Annotated in this window: 25 protein-coding genes; 13 read left to right on the top strand and 12 right to left on the bottom strand. The window is 64.7% G+C overall.

What is annotated here, in order from left to right; translation table 11 throughout:
• Positions 1 to 7 precede the first annotated feature (7 nt).
• From FJ471_RS19540 to FJ471_RS19530, 3 genes are all read right to left on the bottom strand, one after another.
• Positions 8 to 574: a DUF6101 family protein gene (locus tag FJ471_RS19540; protein WP_140805910.1), complete on the bottom strand. Its 567-nt coding sequence runs from the start codon at positions 572 to 574 to the stop codon at positions 8 to 10.
• 185 nt (positions 575 to 759) lie between these two features.
• Positions 760 to 2193, bottom strand: a complete 1434-nt coding sequence (locus FJ471_RS19535; protein WP_140805908.1) for an FAD-binding oxidoreductase — start codon at positions 2191 to 2193, stop codon at positions 760 to 762.
• A 78-nt stretch (positions 2194 to 2271) separates the two neighbouring features.
• Entirely contained in the window at positions 2272 to 3234 is a 963-nt protein-coding gene (locus FJ471_RS19530; protein WP_246684769.1) for an L-threonylcarbamoyladenylate synthase, read from the bottom strand.
• A 276-nt stretch (positions 3235 to 3510) separates the two neighbouring features.
• Between FJ471_RS19530 and FJ471_RS19525 the strand changes: the two genes are divergently transcribed.
• Positions 3511 to 4014: a hypothetical protein gene (locus FJ471_RS19525; protein WP_181179574.1), complete on the top strand. Its 504-nt coding sequence runs from the start codon at positions 3511 to 3513 to the stop codon at positions 4012 to 4014.
• Between the two features lie 101 nt (positions 4015 to 4115).
• Positions 4116 to 4505: a hypothetical protein gene (locus FJ471_RS19520; RefSeq protein ID WP_140805904.1), complete on the top strand. Its 390-nt coding sequence runs from the start codon at positions 4116 to 4118 to the stop codon at positions 4503 to 4505.
• An 87-nt stretch (positions 4506 to 4592) separates the two neighbouring features.
• Here the strand turns inward: FJ471_RS19520 and FJ471_RS34860 are convergent, their stop codons facing one another.
• Entirely contained in the window at positions 4593 to 4937 is a 345-nt protein-coding gene (locus FJ471_RS34860; protein WP_181179570.1) for an ATPase, read from the bottom strand.
• A 163-nt stretch (positions 4938 to 5100) separates the two neighbouring features.
• On the bottom strand, positions 5101 to 7254 hold the full coding sequence (glyS, locus tag FJ471_RS19510) for a glycine--tRNA ligase subunit beta (RefSeq protein WP_140805902.1): 2154 nt from the start codon (positions 7252 to 7254) through the stop codon (positions 5101 to 5103).
• A gap of 253 nt (positions 7255 to 7507) precedes the next feature.
• On the opposite strand from glyS, the gene FJ471_RS19505 reads away from it, so the two are divergent.
• The gene (locus FJ471_RS19505) at positions 7508 to 7690 is read left to right on the top strand and encodes a hypothetical protein (protein WP_140805900.1); all 183 of its coding nucleotides are present in this window, start codon (positions 7508 to 7510) and stop codon (positions 7688 to 7690) included.
• On the opposite strand, the gene FJ471_RS19500 is transcribed toward FJ471_RS19505, so the two are convergent.
• On the bottom strand, positions 7687 to 8610 hold the full coding sequence (locus FJ471_RS19500) for a glycine--tRNA ligase subunit alpha (RefSeq protein ID WP_181179578.1): 924 nt from the start codon (positions 8608 to 8610) through the stop codon (positions 7687 to 7689). The genes FJ471_RS19505 and FJ471_RS19500 overlap by 4 nt on opposite strands.
• Before the next feature lie 192 nt (positions 8611 to 8802).
• On the opposite strand from FJ471_RS19500, the gene FJ471_RS19495 reads away from it, so the two are divergent.
• Positions 8803 to 9264, top strand: coding sequence for a GNAT family N-acetyltransferase (locus FJ471_RS19495; RefSeq protein WP_140805896.1), 462 nt, complete (start codon positions 8803 to 8805; stop codon positions 9262 to 9264).
• A gap of 582 nt (positions 9265 to 9846) precedes the next feature.
• On the opposite strand, the gene FJ471_RS19490 is transcribed toward FJ471_RS19495, so the two are convergent.
• From FJ471_RS19490 to FJ471_RS19470, 5 genes are all read right to left on the bottom strand, one after another.
• Entirely contained in the window at positions 9847 to 11622 is a 1776-nt protein-coding gene (locus FJ471_RS19490; RefSeq protein WP_140805894.1) for a tetratricopeptide repeat protein, read from the bottom strand.
• A gap of 304 nt (positions 11623 to 11926) precedes the next feature.
• Positions 11927 to 12343, bottom strand: a complete 417-nt coding sequence (locus FJ471_RS19485) for a DUF1284 domain-containing protein (protein ID WP_140805892.1) — start codon at positions 12341 to 12343, stop codon at positions 11927 to 11929.
• Between the two features lie 12 nt (positions 12344 to 12355).
• A complete protein-coding gene (locus FJ471_RS19480; RefSeq protein WP_140805890.1) occupies positions 12356 to 12946 on the bottom strand; it encodes a biotin transporter BioY in 591 nt (196 codons plus the stop codon).
• A gap of 186 nt (positions 12947 to 13132) precedes the next feature.
• Positions 13133 to 13798, bottom strand: a complete 666-nt coding sequence (locus FJ471_RS19475; RefSeq protein ID WP_140805889.1) for a GntR family transcriptional regulator — start codon at positions 13796 to 13798, stop codon at positions 13133 to 13135.
• Between the two features lie 104 nt (positions 13799 to 13902).
• Positions 13903 to 14916, bottom strand: coding sequence for a polyprenyl synthetase family protein (locus FJ471_RS19470; RefSeq protein ID WP_140805942.1), 1014 nt, complete (start codon positions 14914 to 14916; stop codon positions 13903 to 13905).
• Positions 14917 to 15094: 178 nt separating this feature from the next.
• On the opposite strand from FJ471_RS19470, the gene FJ471_RS19465 reads away from it, so the two are divergent.
• The 7 genes from FJ471_RS19465 to FJ471_RS19435 all read left to right on the top strand — a co-directional run bounded on the left by FJ471_RS19465 (position 15095) and on the right by FJ471_RS19435 (position 19385).
• Positions 15095 to 15319, top strand: coding sequence for a DUF2007 domain-containing protein (locus tag FJ471_RS19465; RefSeq protein WP_040991013.1), 225 nt, complete (start codon positions 15095 to 15097; stop codon positions 15317 to 15319).
• Entirely contained in the window at positions 15319 to 16110 is a 792-nt protein-coding gene (locus FJ471_RS19460) for a methyltransferase (RefSeq protein ID WP_140805888.1), read from the top strand. Before FJ471_RS19465 ends, FJ471_RS19460 begins: the two co-directional genes overlap by 1 nt.
• Positions 16111 to 16243: 133 nt before the next feature.
• Positions 16244 to 17101 carry a S49 family peptidase gene (locus FJ471_RS19455; protein ID WP_140805886.1) on the top strand — a complete coding sequence of 286 codons (858 nt, stop codon included), beginning with the start codon at positions 16244 to 16246 and terminating at the stop codon, positions 17099 to 17101.
• An 84-nt stretch (positions 17102 to 17185) separates the two neighbouring features.
• Positions 17186 to 17371 carry a membrane protein gene (locus tag FJ471_RS19450; RefSeq protein WP_027164591.1) on the top strand — a complete coding sequence of 62 codons (186 nt, stop codon included), beginning with the start codon at positions 17186 to 17188 and terminating at the stop codon, positions 17369 to 17371.
• Positions 17372 to 17393: 22 nt separating this feature from the next.
• A complete protein-coding gene (locus tag FJ471_RS19445) occupies positions 17394 to 18290 on the top strand; it encodes a 4-(cytidine 5'-diphospho)-2-C-methyl-D-erythritol kinase (protein WP_140805884.1) in 897 nt (298 codons plus the stop codon).
• Positions 18277 to 18834 (top strand): molybdenum cofactor biosynthesis protein B, encoded by a 558-nt coding sequence (gene moaB, locus FJ471_RS19440; RefSeq protein WP_140805882.1) that lies wholly within the window; start codon positions 18277 to 18279, stop codon positions 18832 to 18834. The genes FJ471_RS19445 and moaB overlap by 14 nt, the downstream gene beginning before the upstream one ends.
• A gap of 125 nt (positions 18835 to 18959) precedes the next feature.
• Positions 18960 to 19385: an aldehyde-activating protein gene (locus FJ471_RS19435; RefSeq protein ID WP_140805880.1), complete on the top strand. Its 426-nt coding sequence runs from the start codon at positions 18960 to 18962 to the stop codon at positions 19383 to 19385.
• A 56-nt stretch (positions 19386 to 19441) separates the two neighbouring features.
• On the opposite strand, the gene FJ471_RS19430 is transcribed toward FJ471_RS19435, so the two are convergent.
• Positions 19442 to 19945 carry a glycosyltransferase gene (locus FJ471_RS19430; protein WP_140805878.1) on the bottom strand — a complete coding sequence of 168 codons (504 nt, stop codon included), beginning with the start codon at positions 19943 to 19945 and terminating at the stop codon, positions 19442 to 19444.
• A 148-nt stretch (positions 19946 to 20093) separates the two neighbouring features.
• On the opposite strand from FJ471_RS19430, the gene FJ471_RS19425 reads away from it, so the two are divergent.
• Both FJ471_RS19425 and FJ471_RS19420 read left to right on the top strand, forming a co-directional pair.
• Positions 20094 to 21248 carry a PA0069 family radical SAM protein gene (locus FJ471_RS19425; protein WP_140805875.1) on the top strand — a complete coding sequence of 385 codons (1155 nt, stop codon included), beginning with the start codon at positions 20094 to 20096 and terminating at the stop codon, positions 21246 to 21248.
• Positions 21249 to 21443: 195 nt separating this feature from the next.
• Complete coding sequence (locus tag FJ471_RS19420) at positions 21444 to 22139, top strand: ribonuclease HII (protein WP_140805873.1); 696 nt, start codon at positions 21444 to 21446, stop codon at positions 22137 to 22139.
• Positions 22140 to 22356: the final 217 nt, after the last annotated feature.

Genomic DNA, 22356 nt, shown 5'->3' with positions numbered 1-22356 from the left:
GGCGCAGCTACTCCCTTGCGATAATCTCCTGGCCGTCGATGACGAGCCTCAAGCCAAGATTGCCGGCCTTGCGGCGGGCGAGGAAGCGCGGGCGGCGCATGGTGGAGACGCGGCCCTTGCGGCGATCCTGCGGCGGCAGCGCCTTGATGGCGACGCCGAGCGATTCTTCCAGCGTGCGGGCAATGCCGTCGGCCTCGATCAGAAGCATCGGCAGGCGATAGGCGTCGGCCCAGGCGCGCCAATCGGCGGCAACGTCCTCGAGGTCGTCGGCGACCAGAAGCGGCACCGACAGCATCGGATCATTGTGCAGGAGTTCCAGCGTCACGGTCACATTGCCGTCCGGATCCTCCATGGCGCGGGCGGCGACGCCGCGGAACGCCTTGGCGGGCAGCGCGATGATCGCCGGCACGCCGCTCATTTCCAGCATGCGGCGGATGACGGCGCCGCGCTGGTCGATGGTGAAGGTCACATCGCCATAGTCGTCGCGGGTGGCATAGCTCACCATCTGCGGCAGGCGAAACGGGTCGAGACGCATGTTGCGCCCGGCCCAGACTGGCTTCAGTCCAGTGTTCATCGATGTCTTCCCTGTTATTCCTGAGGGCCGTTTTTCCGGTTCTCTCAGGGCCGGTTTTTCCGGCCTCGTTATGGGAAGAAACATTAGCGCTGGCTTCTTACCGGCGCGCTTAAGAAAGTCGGTTAAATTTTGCTGATCTCAGGGATGGTTATCGGAATGCGACCGGCCACCAGATATGGGAAGGATCAAATAACCTTACCGGGATTCATGATGCCGGCCGGATCGAAGGCCGTCTTCACCCGCCGCATCAGGTCGATCGCCATCGGCGGCGCCGTGGCGATCAGCTCGTCGCGCTTCAACTGGCCGATGCCGTGCTCGGCCGAGATCGAGCCATGGAAGGAGCGCACGACGTCATGCACGGCCTTGTTCATGGGATGGTAGAGCTCGAGGAACGCCTCGTCCTGCCAGTCGACGGGGCGCGAGATGTTGTAGTGCAGGTTGCCGTCGCCCATATGGCCGAAGCAGACGACGCGCGCGCCGGGGCAGACCCCTTCCACCACACCGGCCGCCTTTTCGATGAAGTCCGGGATCGAGGCGATCGGCACCGAGATGTCGTGCTTGATCGAGGCGCCTTCGGGCTTCTGGCATTCGGGCAGCGTCTCGCGGAAATTCCAGAAAGCGTCGCCCTGAGCCAGGCTTGCCGATATCACCGCGTCGCCGACGATGCCTTGCTCGAGGCCGGCTGAAAGAATCTCCTCGATCAGCGCCTTGCCGTCTTCTTCGGAACGGCCGGACGAAACCTGCATCAAGATATACCAGGGCCAGTCGTCGGCCAGCGGCCGCGTGATGCCTTGCCCATGTTTCAGCGTGAAGTCGTAAGGTCTTCTGGCGATCAGCTCGAAAGCGGTGAGCGAGGCGCCGGCGCGGTCCATCGCCAAGGTGAACAGCGACAGCGCGTCTTTCGGGGACGACGGCAGGCCGGCAAAGGCGACCTCCCTGCCCTTCGGTTTCGGAAACAGTTTCAGCACCGCGGCGGTGATGATGCCGAGCGTGCCTTCGGCGCCGACGAAGAGGTTCTTCAGATCGTAGCCGGTGTTGTCCTTCTTCAATTTGCGCAGGTCATCGAACACCTCGCCGGTCGGCAGCACGACCTCGACGCCGAGGCAGAGCTCGCGCGCATTGCCATAGGCCAGCACGCCGGTGCCGCCGGCATTGGAGGACAGATTGCCGCCGATCTGGCAGGAGCCCTGGGCGGCGAGCGAGAGCGGAAACAGCCGGCCGGCGGCGTCGGCCGCTTCCTGCAGCGTCTGCAGGATCACGCCGGCCTCGGCGGTCACCGTGTTCGACAAGACATCGATCTCGCGGATGCGGTTCAGCCGCGACAGCGACAGCACGATGTCTCGGCCGGACTTGTCCGGCACCTGGGCGCCGACCAGCCCCGTATTGCCGCTCTGCGGCACGATCGGCGTTCCGGTCTCGGTCGCCAGCCGCATGATGCGGCTCACTTCCTCGACGCTGCCGGGCCTCAGCACCAGCGATGTCCTGCCATGCCAGAGGCCGCGCCGCTCGGTTATGTAAGGCGCGATGTCGGCCTGGTCGCGCAAGGCATATTTGTCGCCGACGATGGCCACGAAGCGGTCGACGACGGCGGGATCGAGATCGAAGGACTGATCGTTCATGGGTCAGAACCTAGAGCAATTCCAGGAAAAGTGCGAACGGTTTTCCGTCCGGAATTGCGTCAAAACAAAGAGATAGGCTCAAGCGGTCTTGGCACGCGGCGCGGCGGCGCGGGCAAGCCGGTCGTTGATCGCCTCGCCCAGGCCCTCGAACGGGATAGGCTCGACGGCGATGGTCGCGGCGCCGACGCGGTCAAGCGTCTGCATGAAGGCGAACAGATTGCTGGCCGCCTCGCGCAGGTCGCCCGCTTCGGAGAGGTTGCGCCATGCAACGGCCCGTTCCCAGCCTTGGGCGCGCTTGCGGCCGAAGGCAAGCAGCGCCTCGCCTTCGGCAATTTCTTCGACATTGAGCCGCATCGCGGCGCCCGGCGCGTAATGCGAAGCGAGCATGCCCGGCGCCTCGATGCCAACGGCGCCGCGCGACAATTTCGCGCCGGCCACCGCCTCGATCTCCTCGGCGCCGATGCCACCGGGCCGCAGCAGCCGCAATTTGCCGTTCTCAACCTTCACGATGGTCGATTCCAGGCCGACAGGCGTCGCGCCGCCATCGACGACCAGCTTGATCCTGCCGCCGAGATCGGCGGCGACCGCACCTGCCGTGGTGCCGCTGATCTTTCCGGAGGAATTGGCGCTGGGAGCGGCGAGCGGCCGGCCGAGCCGCGCGATCAGCTCGCCGCCGAAGCCGCGCGGCATGCGCAAAGCGATCGTATCCAGCCCCGCGGGGACCAACGGATGGATGCCGTTGTCGGCACGTTGCGGCAGCACCAGCGTCAGCGGGCCGGGCCAGAAGGCTTCGGCCAGTTTTGCCGACAGCGGATCGAACTTGGCGATACGGTCCGCCATCGCGCGATCGGCGACATGGGCGATCACCGGGTTGAAGCGCGGCCGGCCCTTCGCCTCGAAAATGCGCGCCACGGCAACGCCGTTGGTGGCGTCGCCCGCCAAGCCGTAAACCGTCTCGGTCGGGATGGCGACGACGTCGCCGCCCTCGAGCAGCGCGAGGGCCTGCTCCAGAGCCTCGCCAATCGCCAGTATCTCAGCCAATTTCGCCACCAGTCCTGACGCATGTTGCCCAAAAGTGTGCAGCGGTTTTGGGACAACAACATGCATGAAACAAAACCTAAAGCGCGTCGATTGAATCCGTTTCAACGCGACGCGCTTTAGACATGCCGGTCCCGTAATACGGCCGCCTCCATCGGGCAAGTGCGGGCATTGGCGATTTATCAATCCCTAAAATGTTAAGTTTCCGAGCAAGCCGGCCTCAATGTGCCGGCCCTAAGGTGCGGGTTCGGTGCGGTTGCGGGCTTGGGAGTTGTTGTGATGCGTCTGCTTGGAGCGTTCGGTATCAGCCTTTTGGCGATGAACGGCGCGGCACATGCTTCGTCGATCGTCGTGCTTGGCGCCTCGACCTCGACGCCTTCGTTCATCAGACTGACTGCGATCGAGCCGGCCAAGCTGTCCGGGGCCATGACGCCGTCGATGATAGCGCTCGGCGATCCTATGCCCGCCGTCACCGACGAAAAGGTCGCGGCAATCCCCGAGAAGTCGGGGCACCGGCTGGCCCCGATGATCATTCGCGGCGGCATTGTCGGCGGTGCTTTCGCAACGCCGGCGGCAACCGCGTCGGCCAAGCCCGCAACACCGACGACCACACCCGCCGCCACCGCGCCGGCAAACGGCACTTCGCCGGCAACGCCCGCGAACGGCACCGCCTCGAACGGCAACAGCAAAACCGGCAGCCAGCCGGCCGCGACAGCCAGTGCATCGGGTGGCTCGCAGCCGCAAAACACCCCGTCAGTGCCGCGCGCCGGCAAGGCGATGTAGATCACACTGCATACCGCCTCGATGTGCTAGGCGCTTAACTCTGTCCGATTCCCGTCACCGGGATCGGGCACGATGGGGCTGGCGTTCAACAAGGGGGTTTCATGACTGTTTCGAAAGCAATGGCGGTTGCCGGGCTGGTGGCTGCAACGACACTGGGTGCGGGTTCGGCGCGGGCCGACGACATGCTCGGCTCCTACGTCGCGCGGATTTCCGATCGCGACCATCGCGCCAGCGACGGCTATCCGCTCAGCAGCGAGGCGCAGATGGTGCGGCAGGACCGCGCCAACTGGCATAAATTCCACCGGCGCGACAGCGACGACCAGGGCGATTCCTGGTTCCGCAGCGACGGCTCGCGCGCCGACCTGCAGCGCATGCTGGAACGCGGCGGCGCGATGAGCAGCTCGACCCGGCGCGCCATCATCAATGGCGAGCCGCTGATCGAGGTCGACGTCTATCCGGATAGCGTGCGGGTCAGCATCGTCGAAGATTGACGAATCAAACTTCCTGATTGCCGAGCCTGACGAAAAAGGGCGACGCGTAACGCGCCGCCCTTCATGCTTCAGACGGCAGGAGACGGCTCAGGCCGCTTCTTCCTTGTCGTCATCGTCGGACTCGTCGGCGTCGTCTTCATCCTCGTCGCCATCTTCATCCTCGTCGTCGCCCGAGGCTTTGGCTTCTTCGTCGGCGTCATCGTCTTCGTCGTCGCCGTCTTCGTCGTCATCTTCATCCTCGTCGTCCGACTCATCGTCGGCCGAGGCCGTGGCTTCCTCGTCATCGCCTTCTTCCTCGTCGTCTTCGGAAGGATCGGCAGATTCGACCGCTGCAGCGGCGGCATGGTCGAGGAGGTTTTCGGAAGCGGCTTCGATGCCCTCGGCGGCGGCCGGGGTTTCTTCAATCAGGTCGATATCGTCAACGGAATTCATGGCATGCCTCCGTGGTTGGGAACGCATTGTTGTCCCACGCAGAGGTCATCGTCATATGACTGTAAGCCGGCTCTGGCGCATTAAATTTCGGACGCCAAATTGTTCAAGCCTGCCCGCATCCTAGTGGATGCGAGCAGTGCCGAACGCATGACTTTTCGAGCCGTCAACCGACGATTTTTGAAAAATCCGCGACTTGATCGGTGGCGGCGCGGATGCGGGCGAGCAGTGCCAGACGATTGGCGCGCATAGCCTGGTCCTCATCATTGACGAGAACGCCCTCAAAGAATGAATCAACCGGTTCGCGCAACACGCTAAGCGCCAGCATGGCAGCGGAAAAATCTTCGTTCTGAATTGCTTGGCCGGCTTCCTTCTCAGCATGATTCACCGCGGCATAGAGCTTCTTTTCCGCTTCCTCGCGGAACAATGCCGGCTCAACGGTTTCAGCGACGGCTGTTTTCTTCTTCTCCTCGGCGGCCAGGATGTTGGCGGCGCGCTTGGTTCCGGCAAACAGGTTCTTGCCTTCCTCGGTGTCGAGCAGCGAGCCCAGCGCCTCGACGCGGCGCACGATCTGCAAGAGGTCGTCGGACCGCGGCGTGATGACGGCATCGATCAGGTCGTGCCGCGCGCCCTGGTCGCGGAGGTAGACTTTCAAGCGGTCGTGGAAGAAGGCCAGTAGGTCGGACGATTGGCCCGCGCCGCCTTTGAAATTTGCGAAAGCCTTGGCGAAAACAGACGTCAGCGCCAGACGAATGCGGTTCTCGATGAGGATCCTGACCACGCCCAGCGCAGCGCGGCGCAGCGCAAACGGGTCCTTGCTGCCCGTCGGCTTTTCATCGATCGCCCAGAAGCCGGTGAGCATGTCGAGCTTGTCGGCCAGCGCCACGGCAACCGAGACCGGATCGGTCGGCACGCGGTCGGATGGGCCCTGCGGTTTGTAGTGCTCCTCGGCGGCCGCCGCGACCGACGGATGCTCGCCCTGCAGCAGCGCGTATTTGCGGCCCATTGCTCCTTGCAGTTCCGGAAACTCGCCGACCACCTCGGTTTGCAGATCGGCCTTGGCGAGCACCGACGCCCGGGCGACGAGCGCGCTGTCGGCGCCGACGATCGGGGCAAGCTCCTCGGCCAACCGCTTGATGCGCGCGACCCGCTGCCCTTGTGTGCCCAGCTTGGCATGGAAGGTGACGTTGAGATGATCGAGCCGCGCCATGCGCTGGTCGAGTGGCTTCTTCAAATTGAGATCGAACTTCGCCGCGGATTCCTTGAGCTGCTCAAGGTCCGGCAGGTCGCCCTGGTCGGTCCGCCAGAAATAGAGCGCGTCGGACAAGCGCGAACGCACCACCTTGCCGTTGCCGTAGGCGATCTCCCGGCCGCCGTCCTTGGCCTCGATATTGGCGGTGAGGATGAAGCGGTTCGAAAGCTCTTCGCTGGTGGCCTGCGGCCGGGTGACGAAGCATTTCTGGTTGGCGCGGATGGTGAGGCGGATCACCTCGCTCGGGATGGTGAGGAAATCCTGCTCGAACTCGCCCATCAGCACGACCGGCCATTCGACCAGGCCGGAGACTTCCTCCAGCAGGCCTTCATCCTCGACCAGGTCGAGGCCGTTGGCAAAGGCGACGTTGCGGGCATCGGCGAGGATGATCTCCTTGCGCCGGTCGGCATCGAGCACGACCTTGGCCGCTTCGAGCTTAGACACATAGTCGTCGAAGCGGCGCACGGTGATGGCGCCCGGCGCATGGAAGCGGTGGCCATAGGTGATGTTGCCGGCGCGGATGCCGTCGATCTCGAAATCGACCACCACTGGCTCCTCGGTCTCCGGGCCGAAGGTGCAGACGATCGACTGCAGCGGCCGCACCCAGCGCAGCGCGCCGGGTTTTGCCGAGGCCGGCCCCCAGCGCATCGATTTCGGCCACGGGAAGTTTTTGACCATACCCGGCACCAGCTCGGCGATGATCTCTTCGGCGGCCCGGCCCGGCTTCGAGATATGAGCGACGTAGAAGTCGCCCTTCTTCGGATCGGAATGGACATGGGCGTCGGCGATCGATGAAAGCCCGGCCTTGCGCAGGAAGCCTTGCACCGCCTGCTCGGGCGCCGTGGTCGAGGGACCCTTGATCTCCTCGCGAATGTCCTTGGAGCGCGCGGTCAAGCCCCTTATGTCGAGGGTCAGGCGCCGCGGCGTCCAGTATTCGCGCGCCGCCTCATAGGTCAGACCCGCCTCGACCAGACCGTCGGTCAGCATCTTCCTGAGGTCGCCGGCAGCCTTGCGCTGCATGCGGGCGGGGATTTCCTCGGAGCGAAGTTCGAGCAGCAAGTCGGGCATAATTGAGCTCCCTACCCTCCCCTCGATGGGAAGGGCCGGCGCGTCAGCGCCGTAACGAATGGGCGGGAAATAGCAACTCGGCCGGCCGCTGTCACCCCGCTAGCAGATCGCGTCGTCGACCGATTTCGCGGAATTTTTCGGCCCGCTGTCGGAACGGCGCCGGCCTACCCGTCCTTGGAGCAGAACTTCCCATGAACCGAACGCTGCGCTGAAGCGACAAACGCTCAGGCAGAGACCTATTGGCTGAACGACGATGAAGACGGCATCGAGAACCCTGCAGATCCTGGCGCTCAGCGCCTGCTTCGCCGCCCAGGCGCATGGCACGATCACGATGCCGGGGATCAGGCAGGCCATGCGCACGATCGACGGCGCGACGGCGCAGATCGTATTGCCGGTCGTCACCGCCATCGAACCCGTGAAGGCCGTATCGGTTTAAGCCGCCGCCAGCCCACCCGCCCGTGTCTTCAGGAACGCCTCGCCGCAAGCCTTGGCCAGATTGCGCACGCGCAGGATGTAGCTTTGCCGCTCGGTGACCGAGATCACGCCACGAGCATCGAGCAGGTTGAAGACGTGGCTTGCCTTGATGCACTGGTCGTAGGCCGGGAAGACCATGCGGTGCATCGCCAGATTGTCGCTCGGCTTCGGCGTGCCGGCATCGAGCAGCGCCTTGCACTCGGCCTCGGCGTCCTCGAAATGCCTGAGCAGCATCGCGGTGTTGGCGAATTCGAAATTGTGACGCGAATATTCCTGCTCGGCCTGCAGGAAGACGTCGCCGTAAGTGACCTTCTCGGCGCCCTCGCGGCCGTTGAAATTCAGGTCGTAGACATTGTCGACGCCCTGAACATACATGGCGAGCCGCTCCAGCCCATAAGTCAGTTCGCCCGCCACCGGCGCGCATTCGATGCCGCAGACTTGTTGGAAATAAGTGAACTGCGAGACTTCCATGCCGTCGCACCAACACTCCCAGCCGAGGCCCCAGGCGCCCAGCGTCGGGCTTTCCCAGTCGTCCTCGACGAAACGGATGTCGTGCAGCAACGGATCGACGCCGATCGCCTCGAGCGAGCCGAGATAGAGTCCCTGCAGGTTCGGCGGATTGGGCTTCAGGATCACCTGGTACTGGTAATAATGCTGCAGGCGGTTCGGGTTTTCGCCGTAGCGGCCGTCCTTCGGCCGGCGCGACGGCTGGACGTAAGCGGCGTTCCAGCGCAACGGGCCGAGCGCGCGCAAGGTGGTGGCCGGGTGGAAGGTGCCGGCGCCGACTTCCATGTCGTAGGGCTGCAGGATGAGGCAACCATAGTCCGCCCAGTAATTGTGCAAGGTCAGGATCAGCCCCTGGAAGGAGCGGCTGGGATGCATATGGGCGGGGATCTCGATGGTCACGGCGGCCTCGGAAAGCGCAGGATGACGCTTCCCTAGTTGCCGGGCCGGCGAGCGTCAAGGCGGTGGCTCATGTCCGGCAAGGCGGAAAGCTTTGCCGCACGCTGGCCCATTGCCGTCGAGAGCCGGTCGCCGTTTGCTCCATTCCGCGTCAACGACAGAGGTTTCGCTATGTCCGGTCCACGTACCGTCCGACCCGTCACAAGGCACGATTATGAGCAATGGCTGCCGCTGTGGGACGGCTACAACGCGTTTTACGGGCGCTCCGGCCCAACGGCGCTTGCCGGCGAGATCACGCAGATGACGTGGTCGCGCTTCTTCGACGCCTATGAGCCCATGCATGCGCTGGTGGCCGAGCGCGACGGCAACCTTCTCGGCCTCGTCCACTATCTCTACCATCGCTCGACGACGTCGATCGCGCCGAGCTGCTATCTGCAGGATCTCTTCACCACGGAGGCGGCGCGCGGCCAGGGCGTCGGCCGGGCGCTGATCGAAGGCGTCTACGAACGGGCCGGCCGAGCGGGCGCGAACCGCGTCTACTGGCTGACGCATGAGACGAACCACACGGCGATGCAGCTCTACGACAAGGTCGGCGAGAAGTCCGGATTCGTCGTTTATCGCAAGATGTTCTAGTTCCTCGACATAGGGATTTTGAAAGTCGTCATTGTCGACGGGCAAGTTTTTTCGCCGGTCATTTCCGTGAAGCCGGCACAAACGCCGAGGATTGGCTGAGGCCACCCGAACCTCGTCATTCCAAGGCGGAGCAGCCGCGAAGCGGCGTCGCGGAGACCCTGGAATCCATGCCGTGACCTTGATCAAAAAGTGCAGCGGAGCAGAACTCTGCACCGCCGCAGCGCTCATGCGTCACGGAATGGATCCTCGGGTCTGCGCGTCGCTACGCTCCTTGCTCCGCCCGTGGATGACGATCGCGATGGGCGTTTCGGCCAATCTCCAACGCATGCCGCCTGCCAACGCAAACACAGATTTCTCCGCCAGAGCGTTTCACCGTTTCACGGAAACGGCGAACCGCTCTATCCCTTTGTTTTTACGCAATTCCGGACGGAAAACCGCTCACACTTTTCCTGGAATTGCTCTACGGACTGGCGTTAGCCGATATTCAAGTAGGGCCGAACCGACCTAAGCTCGGCAGACGCCAAGCCGAAACGAAAACGGGGCTCGACGAGCCCCGTTTTCTTGAACGTCGACGAAAGTCGCTCAGCCTTTCGGCGCGGGCGTCGGCTCCGGCTTCACTTTCGGGGTTTCCTGCGCGGTGCTGGATTCGATCGGCGGCAGGCCCTTGAGCAGCTTCTGCTGCAAGGTGGCGAGCACATCAGGATCCGGCTTCAGGTCGCGCGCCTGGGTCCACTGATAGGTGGCCTCCAACTTGCGGCCGACGCGCCAATAGGCATCGCCGAGATGGTCGTTGAGGACCGGATCCTCAGGCTTCAGCGAGACGGCGCGCTCCATCTCGCGCACGGAGTCGTCGAAGCGGCCCATGCGGAAATAAGCCCAGCCTAGCGAATCGACGATGTAGCCGTCGTTCGGCCGCAGGTCGACGGCCTTCTGGATCATCGCCAGGCCTTCCTTGAGGTTCATGTTCATGTCGACCCAGGAATAGCCGAGATAGTTCATGACCTGCGGCTGGTCGGGCTGCAGCTCCAGCGCCTTGCGGAAGTTCGGCTCCGCCTTCGGCCATTCCTTCAGCCGCTCATAGGCGATGCCGCGCTGGTAGAAGATGTTCCAGTTGGCGGCGGTCGGCGTCTTCAGCTGCTCGACGGCCTTGTCGTAGAGATTGGCGGCCGAGCGGAAATCTTCCTTCGAGCCATAGACGCCGCCAAGCGCCAGATAGGCGCGCATGTCTTCCGGGTGCTTGTCGAGATAGGCCTTGAGGTGGGAAATCGCCTCGTCATGTTTGTCGAGATCGGCGAGGTTGAGGCCGATCTGCAGGTCGGAGAGCTCCTTCAGCGGCGAGGACGCCGGGATGCGGCGGTAGAGCGCGACGGCGCCTTCGCCGTCCTTGAGCTGCTCGGCAACGGCGGCAAGCTGCACAAGGGCGGCGTCGCTGTCCGGCTTCAGCGCCAGCGCGTATTGCAGGTAAAGCCGCACGAAAGGCTCGCCGCCGCCGCGGTTGAGCGCGGTGGCAAGGTCGAGCAGGATTTCGGACGCGCCGTCGGCCGGACCGGCCACCAGCGGCTCGATCTTGTCGCCCTTGGCGATGCGGTCGCGCAGCGTGGTGATCTCGAGCTTGCCCGGCGCGAAGGCCTCGGCCTGGTTCAACACCGCCAGCGCCTTCGACTTGTCGCCTTTGCGGGCGAGGAACGAGGCATAGGCCTGGGCGTTGCGCATCCAGGTTTCGGGCGCGGAGCCGCCGGCCGTGGTATCGGCCATCGTCGCGGCGTAGATCTCGTCGGCCTTGTCATTCAGGCCGGCGGCGTCGGCGATCAGCGCGCGGTGGAACGACTTGAACAGGCCGAACCAGTCCGGACCCTTGAGCTTGTCGATGGAATCCATGGCCTCGGACGCGTTGCCGGCGCCCTCCTTGGCCCAGCCGTCCATGACGCCGGAAAGCAGACGGTCGAGATCGGATTCGAGCGAGAGCTTCAGCCAATACTGCGCCTTGGCGTAGTCCTTCTTGTGGAAGGAATCGATGGCCAGCGCCAGACGCGAGAAGCGCTCGACATCCGGCACTTCCTTCAGCTTGTCGGCATAGACCAGCGATTCCTCGAAGCGGCCTTGCGACACCAGGGCGAGCATCAGGCTCTGCTGCAGATCCTTGTCGTCCGGCGCAAAGGCCAGCGCCTGCTTGTAATAGGCGATCGCGTCGTCGAGGTCGTTGTCGCTTTCAGCGATATGGGCCGCAAGATAAGCGCCCGAGAAAGACGTGATCTGCAGCGGTTGGGCATCTTCCTTGGCCTGGACCGGCAGCACCCAAAGCGCCACACCGGCCAAAAATGCCAGCCTCGTCAGCCAGCGCGCACGTCCTTGCCGCATCGTATCCCTTTCAGCCAGACGCGATCCCGCCCTTGGCGGACCGCCCACAGACTCGATCTTTTCCGGTCAAAGCATGGCCTTTTTGGGGTCGAGCTTCAATCGCCGAGCGAATCACAATGCAATCATCCGGCTTAAAAAACGATGCCGCGCCACCGAATAATCCCGCGCGGAGGCCCGGGATGCCCATGCAGGCATCGGATTGCCCAGATCAGGATGACGTTCCGTTGAATCGTCACCCCGATCTAGCTCCTTGTTGGAGCATGATCTTTTCCGAAAACCGGGTCCCACTTTTCGGGATCATGCTCTAAAGACGCGTATCGCTAAACCCGCCGGCGGCAACCGTGTCACACAGGCCGGACCATTCGCAGCCGGAGCACGCCTGGCGCGTCAGGCCGGCGGCAAAAGCCTTCCGCATCCCTGCCAGGCTGGAGGCGTCCAGCACGAACCGGTCGCCGTCCTCGATCGGCCGGCCCAGCAGCTCGCTGATGTCCCGCGCGGCGAGCCCATCCCGCTCGGCGGCGCTTTGGCGCAGGCAATGCGGCTCCGGTTCGCCGAGCAGCGGGGCGCAGATGTCGTCGGGACCGGAAACGATCACCACCCCCTCGCCCTCGCCCAGCCGCTTCACCACCTTGTCGTAGTTGGCGGTGAAGGCGGGCGAATAGCCCTTGCCGACATAGGTCAGCAGGCAGAGCAGATGATGGGCGCGCAGCCTGACGGTCATCTGCTTCGGAGCTTAGCGGGGATCGGCCGGCCGGTTGCCCGAAACCAGCTTCAGTGTCGCAGCGCCCAGCGCCGACTTGAGCAGGCCGCCGACGATGAAGGGCAGGAAGCCGAAGGTGATGGCCTTCTCGGCGCCGATCATGACGGCAAGCCACGCCGTGCCGAGAACCAGGCAGAGCAGGTTGCCGATCAGCATGGCGGCGAAGGCAAGCAGGACGCGGTTGCCGTTCCAGCCGCGTTCGGCCAGCCAGCCGACGACGGCGCCGACGACCGGGAAGGCGAAGAGATAGCCGCCGGTCGGACCAACGAAATGCTGTATGCCGGCAGCCCCGCCCGCCAGCACCGGAAACCCTGCCGCGCCTTCGACCAGCCAGGCGGCAATGGTGAGCGCGCCGAAGCGCCAGCCATAGAGGGCACCGACCAGCGTGACGGCGAAGGTCTGCATCGTCACCGGCACCGGCACCATCGGCACCTCGATATAGGACGACAGCGCCAGGAACAGCGAGCCGAGAATCACGGCGCCGATCTGCCAGGCGAGCGAACGGCTGTGCAGCCGCAACGGGCTGAAGGAGGGCTTGTAGGTCGAAACGGCTGCGTTGGTCACGGTGTCTTCCCTGGCTGATCTGAAATTATAGATAATTTCTTCGTTCGATCTATTATCGAATCCATATTTTCGGGAAGATGGCAAGCCCCAGGGAGTTCGTCATCCTAGGGTGGAGCGACGCGAAGCGGAGCGAAGACCCTAGGATGACGAAGCTGGGGTCTCGACCAATCGCATCTGCCCAGCTCGCTACCCCACGATGGCGAAGGCGTCGCGGGTCCTGCCGGAGGCGGTCTTGACCGGCTTCTGGCCGATCCATTGTACGTGACGACCGAGGGTCGCGGCGGCCGATTCGGTGTTGCCTTGCCTCAGCGCGCCGAGGATCGCGCGATGATCCTGGTCGGTGCGGGTTTCCCACTCGGAACGCCAGGCCGCGAACAGGAAGCGCGCACTCGCCGCATGCAAATCGTCGATGGTGGAGAGCAGGCGCGGCATGTTGCAGGGCGCCAGGATCAGCCGGTGGAAGGTGCGATTGGCCTCTTCCCAGGAGCGCACGTCGCGGGACTTGTCGCCGGCCTTGGTCGCCTCCTCGGCAAGGTCGAGGATCGACGCCGTCAGATGCGGCGCGGCATGGCGCAGCGCCAGCACTTCGAGCGCGGCGCGCATCTCGGCCACTTCCCTGACCTCGCCGAGATCGAAGGAGGCGACGCGCACGCCGCGCCTAGGCTCGCTGATCGCCAACCCTTGAGCCTCGAGGCGGCGGAAGGCCTCGCGCACCGGGACATGGCTGGTGTTGAATTCCTCGGCGACATGGTCCTGGCGCAGCCGCGAGCCGGGCTCGATGGCGCCCGAAATGATGCGGTCCGCCAGTTCCTTGCTGATGCGGACGGCGATCGTGTCTTCTGTGCTGGCCATATTTTATAGATAATTTGCCGAGCCGCCCTTTGTCGAGACGGACAAAGCAGGATTCACAGGCGCGCCCTGCCCGGCGGACGCCAGGCACGCAAGAAGCCGAAAGATCAGTTCACCCGGCTGATGCAGAAATCGATGACGTCGATCAAAGCCGACTTCTGCGGCGTCGCCTCCAGCGGCGCCAGCGCATCGCGGGCGATCTCGCCGAAATGGCGCGCGCGGCCGATCGTGTCGGCAATGGCGCCGTGGCGGGCCATCAGGCCGATCGCCTTTTCGAGCCCGGCATCGTCGGCGACATTGTCCTCGATGGCGCGCTTCCAGAAGGTGCGCTCGGCCTTGGTGCCGCGCCGATAGGCGAGGATCACCGGCAGCGTCACCTTGCCCTCGCGGAAATCGTCGCCGACATTCTTGCCGAGATCCTTGCTCGAGCCACCATAATCCAGCGCGTCGTCGATGAGCTGGAAGGCAAGGCCGAGATTCATGCCGTAGGAGCGCAGCGCCGCGCGATCGGTGCGCGAGGCCTGGGCAATCACCGGCCCGACTTCGGCGGCGGCCGAAAACAGCGCCGCGGTCTTGGCCTTGATGACGGCGAAATGCTCGTCCTCCGTGGTTTCGAGGTTTTTGGCCGCGGCAAGCTGCATCACCTCGCCCTCGGCGATGATGGAGGCAGCGGCCGACAGGATGTCGAGGGCTTCGAGCGAACCGACCTCGACCATCATGCGGAAAGCCTGGCCGAGCAGGAAATCGCCGACCAGCACGCTCGCCTGGTTGCCCCAGATCATGCGCGCCGTCTTCTTGCCGCGGCGCAGCGCGCTCTCGTCGACCACGTCGTCATGCAGAAGCGTCGCCGTGTGCATGAACTCGACCGCGGTGGCGAGCTTGACATGGCCTTCGCCGGCATAGCCGAACATCTGGGCCGCGGCGAGCGTCAGCATGGGCCGCAGCCGCTTGCCGCCGGAGGAGATCAGGTGGTTGGCGATCTCCGGGATCATCTCGACGTCGGAGCCGGCCTTGGACAGGATCAGTTCGTTGACCCGCCCCATGTCGGTGGCCGTCAGATCGATCAGATCCTTGATGGAAGCGGGTTCCCGCTTGCCTTCGATGTTGAGAACGACACCCACCACGACAACTCCCGTCTATCTAACGCGCACGAGTTAACGCGCACGACGGCACCCTTAATCCCCCTCCGACTCTAGGGCGGCACAACCGGGCACGGCAAGAGGCGAATTGGCGCGGCTCAGCCGACGGTGTGTCTATCCGCACGTTTACAGGAACGCCGCAACCTGCGATTTTCGTTCCATGATCGAGCTTGTCCGCACCAATGACGCCGTCGTCATCTCCTTTGTCGAATCGCTGATGCGCGACGCCGGCATCGCCTGTTTCGTCGCCGACCAGAATATGAGCGTGCTCGAAGGGTCGATCGGCCTTTTGCAGAAGCGCGTCATGGTCGACGCCGACAAGGCCGACGTGGCGCGCCGCATCCTCAAGGATGCCGGCATCGAAAACGAAATCCGCCAGAAATAATGGCAGCGACGATCGCCCCAGATACGCCGGCGCACACGGTCGATGCCTTCCATCGCGGCCGCTTCTGGCTGGTGCAGCCGAGCCGGGGCGGTCATCGCGCCGGCATGGACGCCATGATGCTGGCGGCCGCCATGCCGGCCGGCTTTTCCGGCCGGCTCGCCGATTTCGGCGCCGGCGCCGGCGCGGCAGCCCTTGCCGTGCTGTCGCGTTGCCCTGCGGCGCGGGCCGTGCTCGTCGAGCGCTCGGCCGAAATGGCCGGGTTCGCTGCCGCCACGCTTTCGCATCCGGGCAATGCGCATCTCGGCGACCGCGCCTCGGTGCTGACGGCCGACGTCACGCTGACCGGCCGGGCGCGCGCCGAAGCCGGGCTTGCCGACAATTCCTTCGACTTCGTCATCATGAACCCACCTTTCAACGCCGCCGAGGACCGCTCGACGCCGGACGCGCTGCGCCGGCAAGCGCATGTCGCCGAGGAGGGGTTGTTCGAGCGCTGGATCAGGAGCGCGGCCGCCGTCGCGAGGCCACGCGGCGGCCTGGCCGTCATCGCCCGGCCCGAGCAACTGGTCGCCATCCTCGACGCGATCGAGGGGCGCTTCGGCGATGCCGAGATGCTGTGCGTGCATCCGCGGCCGGACGCGGCGGCGATCCGCATTGTCGTCAGGGCCACGCTCGGGGCGCGCGGAAAATTGTCGATCCGCCCGCCGCTCACCTTGCACGGGCCGTCCGGCAACGAGCCGGCGGAGCGGACGGAAATGATCAATAACGGCCTGGCGTCGCTATTCGGCGATTGATCCGGGACTGGCGATGCGGCATTGCCGTTGGCCAGCGAATTCCTACATGCCAAAGCGAATGACGCCTGAGAGACATGACCAACCTGCCTGATCTCATCTTGCTGCTTCGCATTTTGTCCGGAGACACCCGTTCGTGAAACGCCTCTTCAATCGCCTGCTGCCGAAATCCTGGCGCTCGACGGTCGTGACCATTCCGGTCGTGCGGCTGCAAGGCACCATCATGGCCGGCGGCGGCCAGTTTCGGCCGAGCCTGTCGCTCGCCTCGACGGCCGGCCTCATCGAAAAGGCGTTCGGCTTCGACGCGCCGGCGGTCGCCATCTCGATCAATTCGCCGGGCGGCTCGCCGGTGCAGTCGCGGCTGATCTTCAAGCGCATCCGCGACCTGGCGTTGGAAAAGAACAAGAAGGTGCTGGTCTTCGTCGAGGACGTCGCGGCTTCCGGCGGCTACATGATCGCGGTCGCCGGCGACGAGATCTTCGCCGATCCGTCCTCGATCGTCGGCTCGATCGGCGTGGTCTCCGCCTCGTTCGGCTTCCCCGAACTGATGAAGAAGATCGGCGTCGAGCGGCGCGTCCACACCGCCGGGCAGAACAAGGCCGTGCTCGACCCGTTCAAGCCGGAAAAGAAGGAAGACGTCGAGAGGTTGAAGGCGCTGCAGCTCGAAGTGCACGAGACCTTCATCGACCTCGTCAAGGAGCGGCGCGGCAGCAAGCTCAAGGACGATCCGGATCTGTTCACCGGCCTGTTCTGGACCGCCAAGCGAGGGCTGGAGCTCGGCCTTGTCGATGCGCTGGGCGATATGCGCGGCGTGCTCAAGACCCGCTTCGGCGACAAGACGCAGCTCAAGCTGATCACCGCGCCGCGCGGTCTGTTTGGCCGTTTCGGCCTGTTCGGCTCGCGCGCATCGGTGCCCGATATTGCCGCGGCCGTCGTCGGCGGCGTCATCGATGCGGCGGAAGAGCGCGCGCTGTGGGCACGCTTCGGGCTTTGAAAAAGCCATGAATGCGGCTAGCATGGTGACTTGACCGACCCATTCGGCCGGCCTTGCCGCGCGAAACGCGGGAGGAGTTTTGAGATGCCGCAGATCATTTTCTTCGCCGTTGTCGGCGCCGCCGCTTACTTTGGTTACCGCGCTTTCGTGCGCGAGGCCGAACGCGTGACGGCCAAGATCCGGCGGACCGAGAAACAGGCGGCGAACGGCACGATGGGCACGCTGGTCAAGGATCCCAAGACCGGCGAATACCGTCTCGCCAAGGACTGATCCCATCTCGCCAGCAGCCGACATTCTTGAGCCCGGCACAGAGGTCCGGACGTGGCTTGCGCCTGCCAAGATCAACCTGGCGCTGCATGTCACCGGACAGCGCGCCGACGGTTATCACCTCATCGACAGCCTTGCGGTCTTCACCCGCTTCGGCGACCGGCTCGAAATCGAGCCGGCGGAGCACGACGAATTCTCGGTCTCCGGCCGCTATGCCGCCGGCCTGCCGCTCGACGGCGATAATCTGGTGGTGAAGGCGCGCGATGCCTTGCGCCAGGAAGCCGGTGCGCCGCATGCGCCGCCGGTCGCCATCAGGCTGGAGAAGAACCTGCCGATCGCCTCGGGCGTCGGCGGCGGCTCCAGCGATGCGGCGGCCGCGCTCAACGGCCTGGCGCGGCTCTGGAAGCTCGAAATCGACGACAATTCGCTGGCCCGGATCGGGCTCTCGCTCGGCGCCGATCTGCCGATGTGCCTCAAGGGCAAGCCTCTGGTCGCGCGCGGTATCGGCGATGAGGTGTCGCCGCTCTCCGCATTTCCGGCGCTGGGCCTCGTTCTGGTCAATCCGGGCGTCGCGGTCTCGACGCCGGAGGTGTTCAAGGCGCTCTCCCGTCGCGACAACGAGGCGCTGCCGCCGCTGCCGAAGCGCCTCGACTTCCACGCCATCCGCAACTGGCTGGAGACGACGCGCAACGACCTCGAACCTGCCGCGCGTTCGATCCGGCCGGCGATCGGCGAAGCGCTGAAGGCACTGAAAAAGGCCGACGCCGCGTTCACACGCATGTCGGGCTCCGGCGCCACATGCTTTGGGCTGTTCGAGACCGGCAATGTCGCCAAGCGCGCGGCGATCGAGATCCGTGCGCGACACCCCGACTGGTTCGTCGCCGCGACGCGCAGCATGGAGGTGAGCGATGGCGAAGCCTGACGAAAGCCGGCCTTTCATCCCGGTGCGCATCGCGGTGCTGACCGTGTCCGACACGCGCGGCCTCACCGACGACAAATCCGGCCAGACGCTGGCCGACCGCATCGCGGAAGCCGGCCATACCCTTGCCGCGCGCGATATCGTGACCGACGACCGCGACAATATCCGCGAAAAGGTTCTCGGCTGGTCGAAGGACGACAATATCGACGTCGTCATCACCACGGGCGGCACCGGCTTCACCGGCCGCGACGTGACCCCGGAGGCGCTGGAGCCGATCTTCGAAAAGCGCATGGACGGCTTTTCGGAAGTCTTCCACCGCATCTCCTATGACAAGATCGGCACCTCGACGATCCAGAGCCGGGCGACCGGCGGCGTCGTCAACGCCACCTTCGTCTTCGTGCTGCCGGGCTCGCCCGGCGCCTGCAAGGACGCCTGGGACGGCATCATCAAGGCGCAGCTCGACTACCGGCACATGCCCTGCAACTTCGTCGAGATCATGCCTCGGCTGGACGAGCATCTTCGGCGTGGCGGCAAGCCTGGTGCATAACTAAAGGCAAAACACCCCGATCGGTATCCGGTTCGCAGGCGGAACGGCACTGCCGCCTTCGCGACGTCATTCCGAAGCCGGTGCTTGCAAAGTACCTTGTGCAAAGCGAACAAGGGACCCGTGCCATGACCGTTCACAGCGGCGGCTGCCACTGCGGCAACATCCGCCTGAGCTTCTCCACCGCGCTCGATCCGGCCGCGCTGGAAATCCGCGCCTGCCAATGCTCGTTCTGCACCCGGCACGGTTCGCGCGCCGCCGCTGACCCGAACGGCAGGCTGGTTATCTCGGTCGCGGACAGGGATCGCCTGCAGGTTTACCGCTTCGGCCTGCGCACGGCCGACTATCTCGTCTGCCGCGACTGTGGCGTCTATGTCGCGGCAATCGCCGGTGAGGACGACGACGCCACGGCGGTCGTCATCGTCAACGCGCTCGACGAGCGCGAGCGGTTCTCGTGCGAGCCTGTCGCTGTCCGGTTCGACACCGAGACGCGCGAGCAACGCCTCGCCAGGCGCCGCAGCGCCTGGATGCCTGTCGAAATTCAAGGGATTTAACGAGCAGGGACCGCGCTTTCTTCCTCCTCCCCTTGTGGGAGAAGGGACAGCTGGCATCACTTCGGCGGAGCGACCCAGATCTCGGCGTTCAGCTTTCTGGTAGCCAGGCCGCGCGCCAGGGCTTCGGCGCTGCGCGCGCTCTTTGCCAGAGCCGACGCCTGCCGTTTGCTGATGACGAGCCCCTCGGCCAGCGCACGGTTGCTCGAGAATACCCTGGCCAGGAACGGCGCACGATTGGCGCGGGCGCGTGAAAAGCGCGCCGACATGCTCTGCCTTGCCGTGTGGGCGACGACCTCGTCGATCCAGCCTTCGGAGAGCCGGGCGCCGGGTTCCAAAAGCAGCAGCCAATCGCCCTTGGCCTGGCCGATGCCGGCGCCGATGCCGCCGGTCACATAGTGGCAGCCGGCATGCTCGGCCACCCGATGCGTGTGGTCGGTCGAGCCTTGATCGCAGACGATCACATCGCGCACCACGCCTTCGACCGCGCCGCCGACGAGCGAGGCGAGCGTACGGGCAAGCCCCTCTTCGTCGTTCAAGGTCTCGATGAGAACGCTGAGCATCCTTAGCCGAATAGCGGAAAGCCGCGGCTTGCGCCAGTTACGCTTTCAACCGAAAAAGTTCTTGCTTTGTTCTCATCGGCAAAATAGGAATAGTTTCATGAACAGAGCGATTCGACAGCCTGCCGACAGTCCATGGGAGAGGGCGAAAATGGAACAGATCGTGCGCGCCGACATTGCCGCTTTCGGAGTAGGCAGAGCCGAAATGGCAAACGCGATGATAGAACAGAGCGGCATGCGTGTGCGGCCCGACCGCAATCGCGGCCGCTCGGCCGGCATCAACCCGTCCGGCCGGTTCGAGCCGGTCAGCCGTCATGTCTTCGACGACGGCTGGAACTCGCTGGAAGAACTGCCGCCGTTCAAGACGGAAGTGCAGGTCGAGAAGCCGCGCACGATCATCACCCGCAACGAGTCGCCGGACATTTCCTTCGACCGTTCGATCAATCCCTATCGCGGCTGCGAGCATGGCTGCGTCTACTGCTTCGCCCGGCCGACGCATTCCTTCATGGGCTTGTCGCCGGGGCTCGATTTCGAATCGAAGCTGTTCGCCAAGCCGGATGCGGCGCGCATGCTGGACCGGGAATTGTCGAAGCCCGGCTACCAGCCGCGCACCATCGCCATCGGCACCAACACCGATCCCTACCAGCCGATCGAGAAGCAATACCGGATCATGCGCGAGATCCTGGAAGTGCTGGAGGCGCGCGGCCATCCGGTCGGCATCGTCACCAAGTCGGCGCTGGTGACGCGTGACATCGACATCCTGTCGCGCATGGCCGAACGCGGTCTTGCCAAGGTGGCGCTGTCGGTGACGACGATGGACCGCATGCTGGCGAGAACGATGGAACCCCGCGCGTCGACGCCGACGAAACGGCTGGAAGCGATCAGGCAGTTGTCGGATGCCGGCATCCCGGCCTCTGTGATGGTCGCGCCGATCATCCCCGGCCTCAACGATCCGGAGATGGAGCGCATCCTCGATTCGGCCAGAGCCGCGGGAGCCCGGGAAGCCGGCTACGTTATCCTGCGCCTGCCGCTCGAAGTGGCGCCGATCTTCAAGGACTGGCTGCTGCGCCACTATCCGGACCGCTACCGGCATGTGATGTCGCTGATCCGTTCGATGCGCGACGGCAAGGATTACGATTCCGAATGGGGCAAGCGCATGAAGGGCGCCGGTCCCTATGCCTGGCAGATCGGCCGCCGCTTCGAGATCGCCGCCAAGCGGCTAGGCCTCAATGTCGAGCGGCGGCAGCTTCGCACCGACCAATTCGTCGCAGGCTCTGGCGCCGGCGAGCAGCTGATGCTGCTTTGACACCTGCGCCGGCCATGACGAGCCGGCGTCAAGCAATTCCAGGCAAAGCGATTTTCCGTCTGGAATTACCATTTGTTTCGAAATTCCGTCCGGCCACTGTCCCCCGGCCGCGAGACGGTGCCTTCCCGGTCCGACGCCCCATCCGACCCGGAAGGACTTGCGGAGAATCGGAGCCGATGCGAACCTCGTCGCACCATGGCTCGCGCGCGTTCCGATTCTCCGCTTCTCTTTGAAATGGTCGAGAAGCCCGACTTCTCGATCGAGACGAAGGCGATGGCCGACGGGCTGTGGCCAGTCGCCGGCATGGATGAAGCGGGCCGCGGTCCGCTCGCCGGGCCGGTTGTGGCCGCAGCGGTGGTGCTCAACCCCGCCAACATTCCGGAAGGCCTCGACGATTCCAAACGCCTCACTCACTTGCAGCGCGAGGCGCTGTTCCTCAAGATTCTCGGCTCGGCGCTCAGCGTCTCGATGGCCTCGATCAGCGCCGAAGGCATCGACAACAGCAACATCCTGAAAGCCAGCCTGGAAGCGATGCGCCGCGCCGCCGCCGGCCTATCCTTGCGGCCGAAGCTCGCCCTGGCCGACGGCCGCGACGTTCCGCCTGGCCTCGCTTGCGAAGGCCGGGCGCTGATCAAGGGCGACCAGCGTTCGCAGTCGATCGCCGCCGCCTCGATCATCGCCAAGGTGATGCGCGACCGCATGATGTGCGGCTGCGGCGGACATCACGAGCACTACGGTTTCGAAGTGCATATGGGCTATGCGACGGTCCGGCACCGGACCGCCATCGAGGCGCATGGGCCGGTGGCGAGATTGCATCGGGCGTCGTTCGCGCCGTTCCGGTTGGGTGGGGTCGAGATGGCTGAGGAAGAGAGCTTCGCCGGGCTGGAGTGATAGCTAATCTCCCCCTTCGGGCGGAGATGTCCGGCAGGACAGAGGGGGCGCTGTGCCGCCGACTTAACAGTGCTTGGGTTCCTCGCCCCGCCAAAGGCGGGGAGAGGTGGCCGCGAAGCGGACGGAGAGGGGCTTCGTAGGGCGCTCCCCTCTCCGTCTCGGCTTCGCCGAGCCACCTCTCCCCACCGTCGTGGGGCGAGGAACCTTGATCCTGCGG

This window comes from Mesorhizobium sp. B2-7-1 (genome assembly GCF_006440735.1).
GTDB lineage: Bacteria > Pseudomonadota > Alphaproteobacteria > Rhizobiales > Rhizobiaceae > Mesorhizobium.
Note: the sequence above shows the minus strand (reverse complement) of the source record. Positions and strands in the feature narration are given on the sequence as shown.

Excerpts from the sequence above, each read along its gene's own strand:
- FJ471_RS19540 (WP_140805910.1), bottom strand. The coding sequence starts at position 574 with ATGAACACTGGACTGAAGCCAGTCTGGGCCGGGCGCAACATGCGTCTC.
- FJ471_RS19535 (WP_140805908.1), bottom strand. The coding sequence starts at position 2,193 with ATGAACGATCAGTCCTTCGATCTCGATCCCGCCGTCGTCGACCGCTTC.
- FJ471_RS19525 (WP_181179574.1), top strand. The coding sequence starts at position 3,511 with ATGCGTCTGCTTGGAGCGTTCGGTATCAGCCTTTTGGCGATGAACGGC.
- FJ471_RS19520 (WP_140805904.1), top strand. The coding sequence starts at position 4,116 with ATGACTGTTTCGAAAGCAATGGCGGTTGCCGGGCTGGTGGCTGCAACG.
- FJ471_RS34860 (WP_181179570.1), bottom strand. The coding sequence starts at position 4,937 with ATGAATTCCGTTGACGATATCGACCTGATTGAAGAAACCCCGGCCGCC.
- glyS (WP_140805902.1), bottom strand. The coding sequence starts at position 7,254 with ATGCCCGACTTGCTGCTCGAACTTCGCTCCGAGGAAATCCCCGCCCGC.
- FJ471_RS19505 (WP_140805900.1), top strand. The coding sequence starts at position 7,508 with ATGAAGACGGCATCGAGAACCCTGCAGATCCTGGCGCTCAGCGCCTGC.
- FJ471_RS19500 (WP_181179578.1), bottom strand. The coding sequence starts at position 8,610 with ATGCATCCCAGCCGCTCCTTCCAGGGGCTGATCCTGACCTTGCACAAT.
- FJ471_RS19495 (WP_140805896.1), top strand. The coding sequence starts at position 8,803 with ATGTCCGGTCCACGTACCGTCCGACCCGTCACAAGGCACGATTATGAG.
- FJ471_RS19490 (WP_140805894.1), bottom strand. The coding sequence starts at position 11,622 with ATGCGGCAAGGACGTGCGCGCTGGCTGACGAGGCTGGCATTTTTGGCC.
- FJ471_RS19485 (WP_140805892.1), bottom strand. The coding sequence starts at position 12,343 with ATGACCGTCAGGCTGCGCGCCCATCATCTGCTCTGCCTGCTGACCTAT.
- FJ471_RS19475 (WP_140805889.1), bottom strand. The coding sequence starts at position 13,798 with ATGGCCAGCACAGAAGACACGATCGCCGTCCGCATCAGCAAGGAACTG.
- FJ471_RS19465 (WP_040991013.1), top strand. The coding sequence starts at position 15,095 with ATGATCGAGCTTGTCCGCACCAATGACGCCGTCGTCATCTCCTTTGTC.
- FJ471_RS19460 (WP_140805888.1), top strand. The coding sequence starts at position 15,319 with ATGGCAGCGACGATCGCCCCAGATACGCCGGCGCACACGGTCGATGCC.
- FJ471_RS19450 (WP_027164591.1), top strand. The coding sequence starts at position 17,186 with ATGCCGCAGATCATTTTCTTCGCCGTTGTCGGCGCCGCCGCTTACTTT.
- moaB (WP_140805882.1), top strand. The coding sequence starts at position 18,277 with ATGGCGAAGCCTGACGAAAGCCGGCCTTTCATCCCGGTGCGCATCGCG.
- FJ471_RS19435 (WP_140805880.1), top strand. The coding sequence starts at position 18,960 with ATGACCGTTCACAGCGGCGGCTGCCACTGCGGCAACATCCGCCTGAGC.
- FJ471_RS19430 (WP_140805878.1), bottom strand. The coding sequence starts at position 19,945 with ATGCTCAGCGTTCTCATCGAGACCTTGAACGACGAAGAGGGGCTTGCC.
- FJ471_RS19425 (WP_140805875.1), top strand. The coding sequence starts at position 20,094 with ATGGAACAGATCGTGCGCGCCGACATTGCCGCTTTCGGAGTAGGCAGA.
- FJ471_RS19420 (WP_140805873.1), top strand. The coding sequence starts at position 21,444 with ATGGCTCGCGCGCGTTCCGATTCTCCGCTTCTCTTTGAAATGGTCGAG.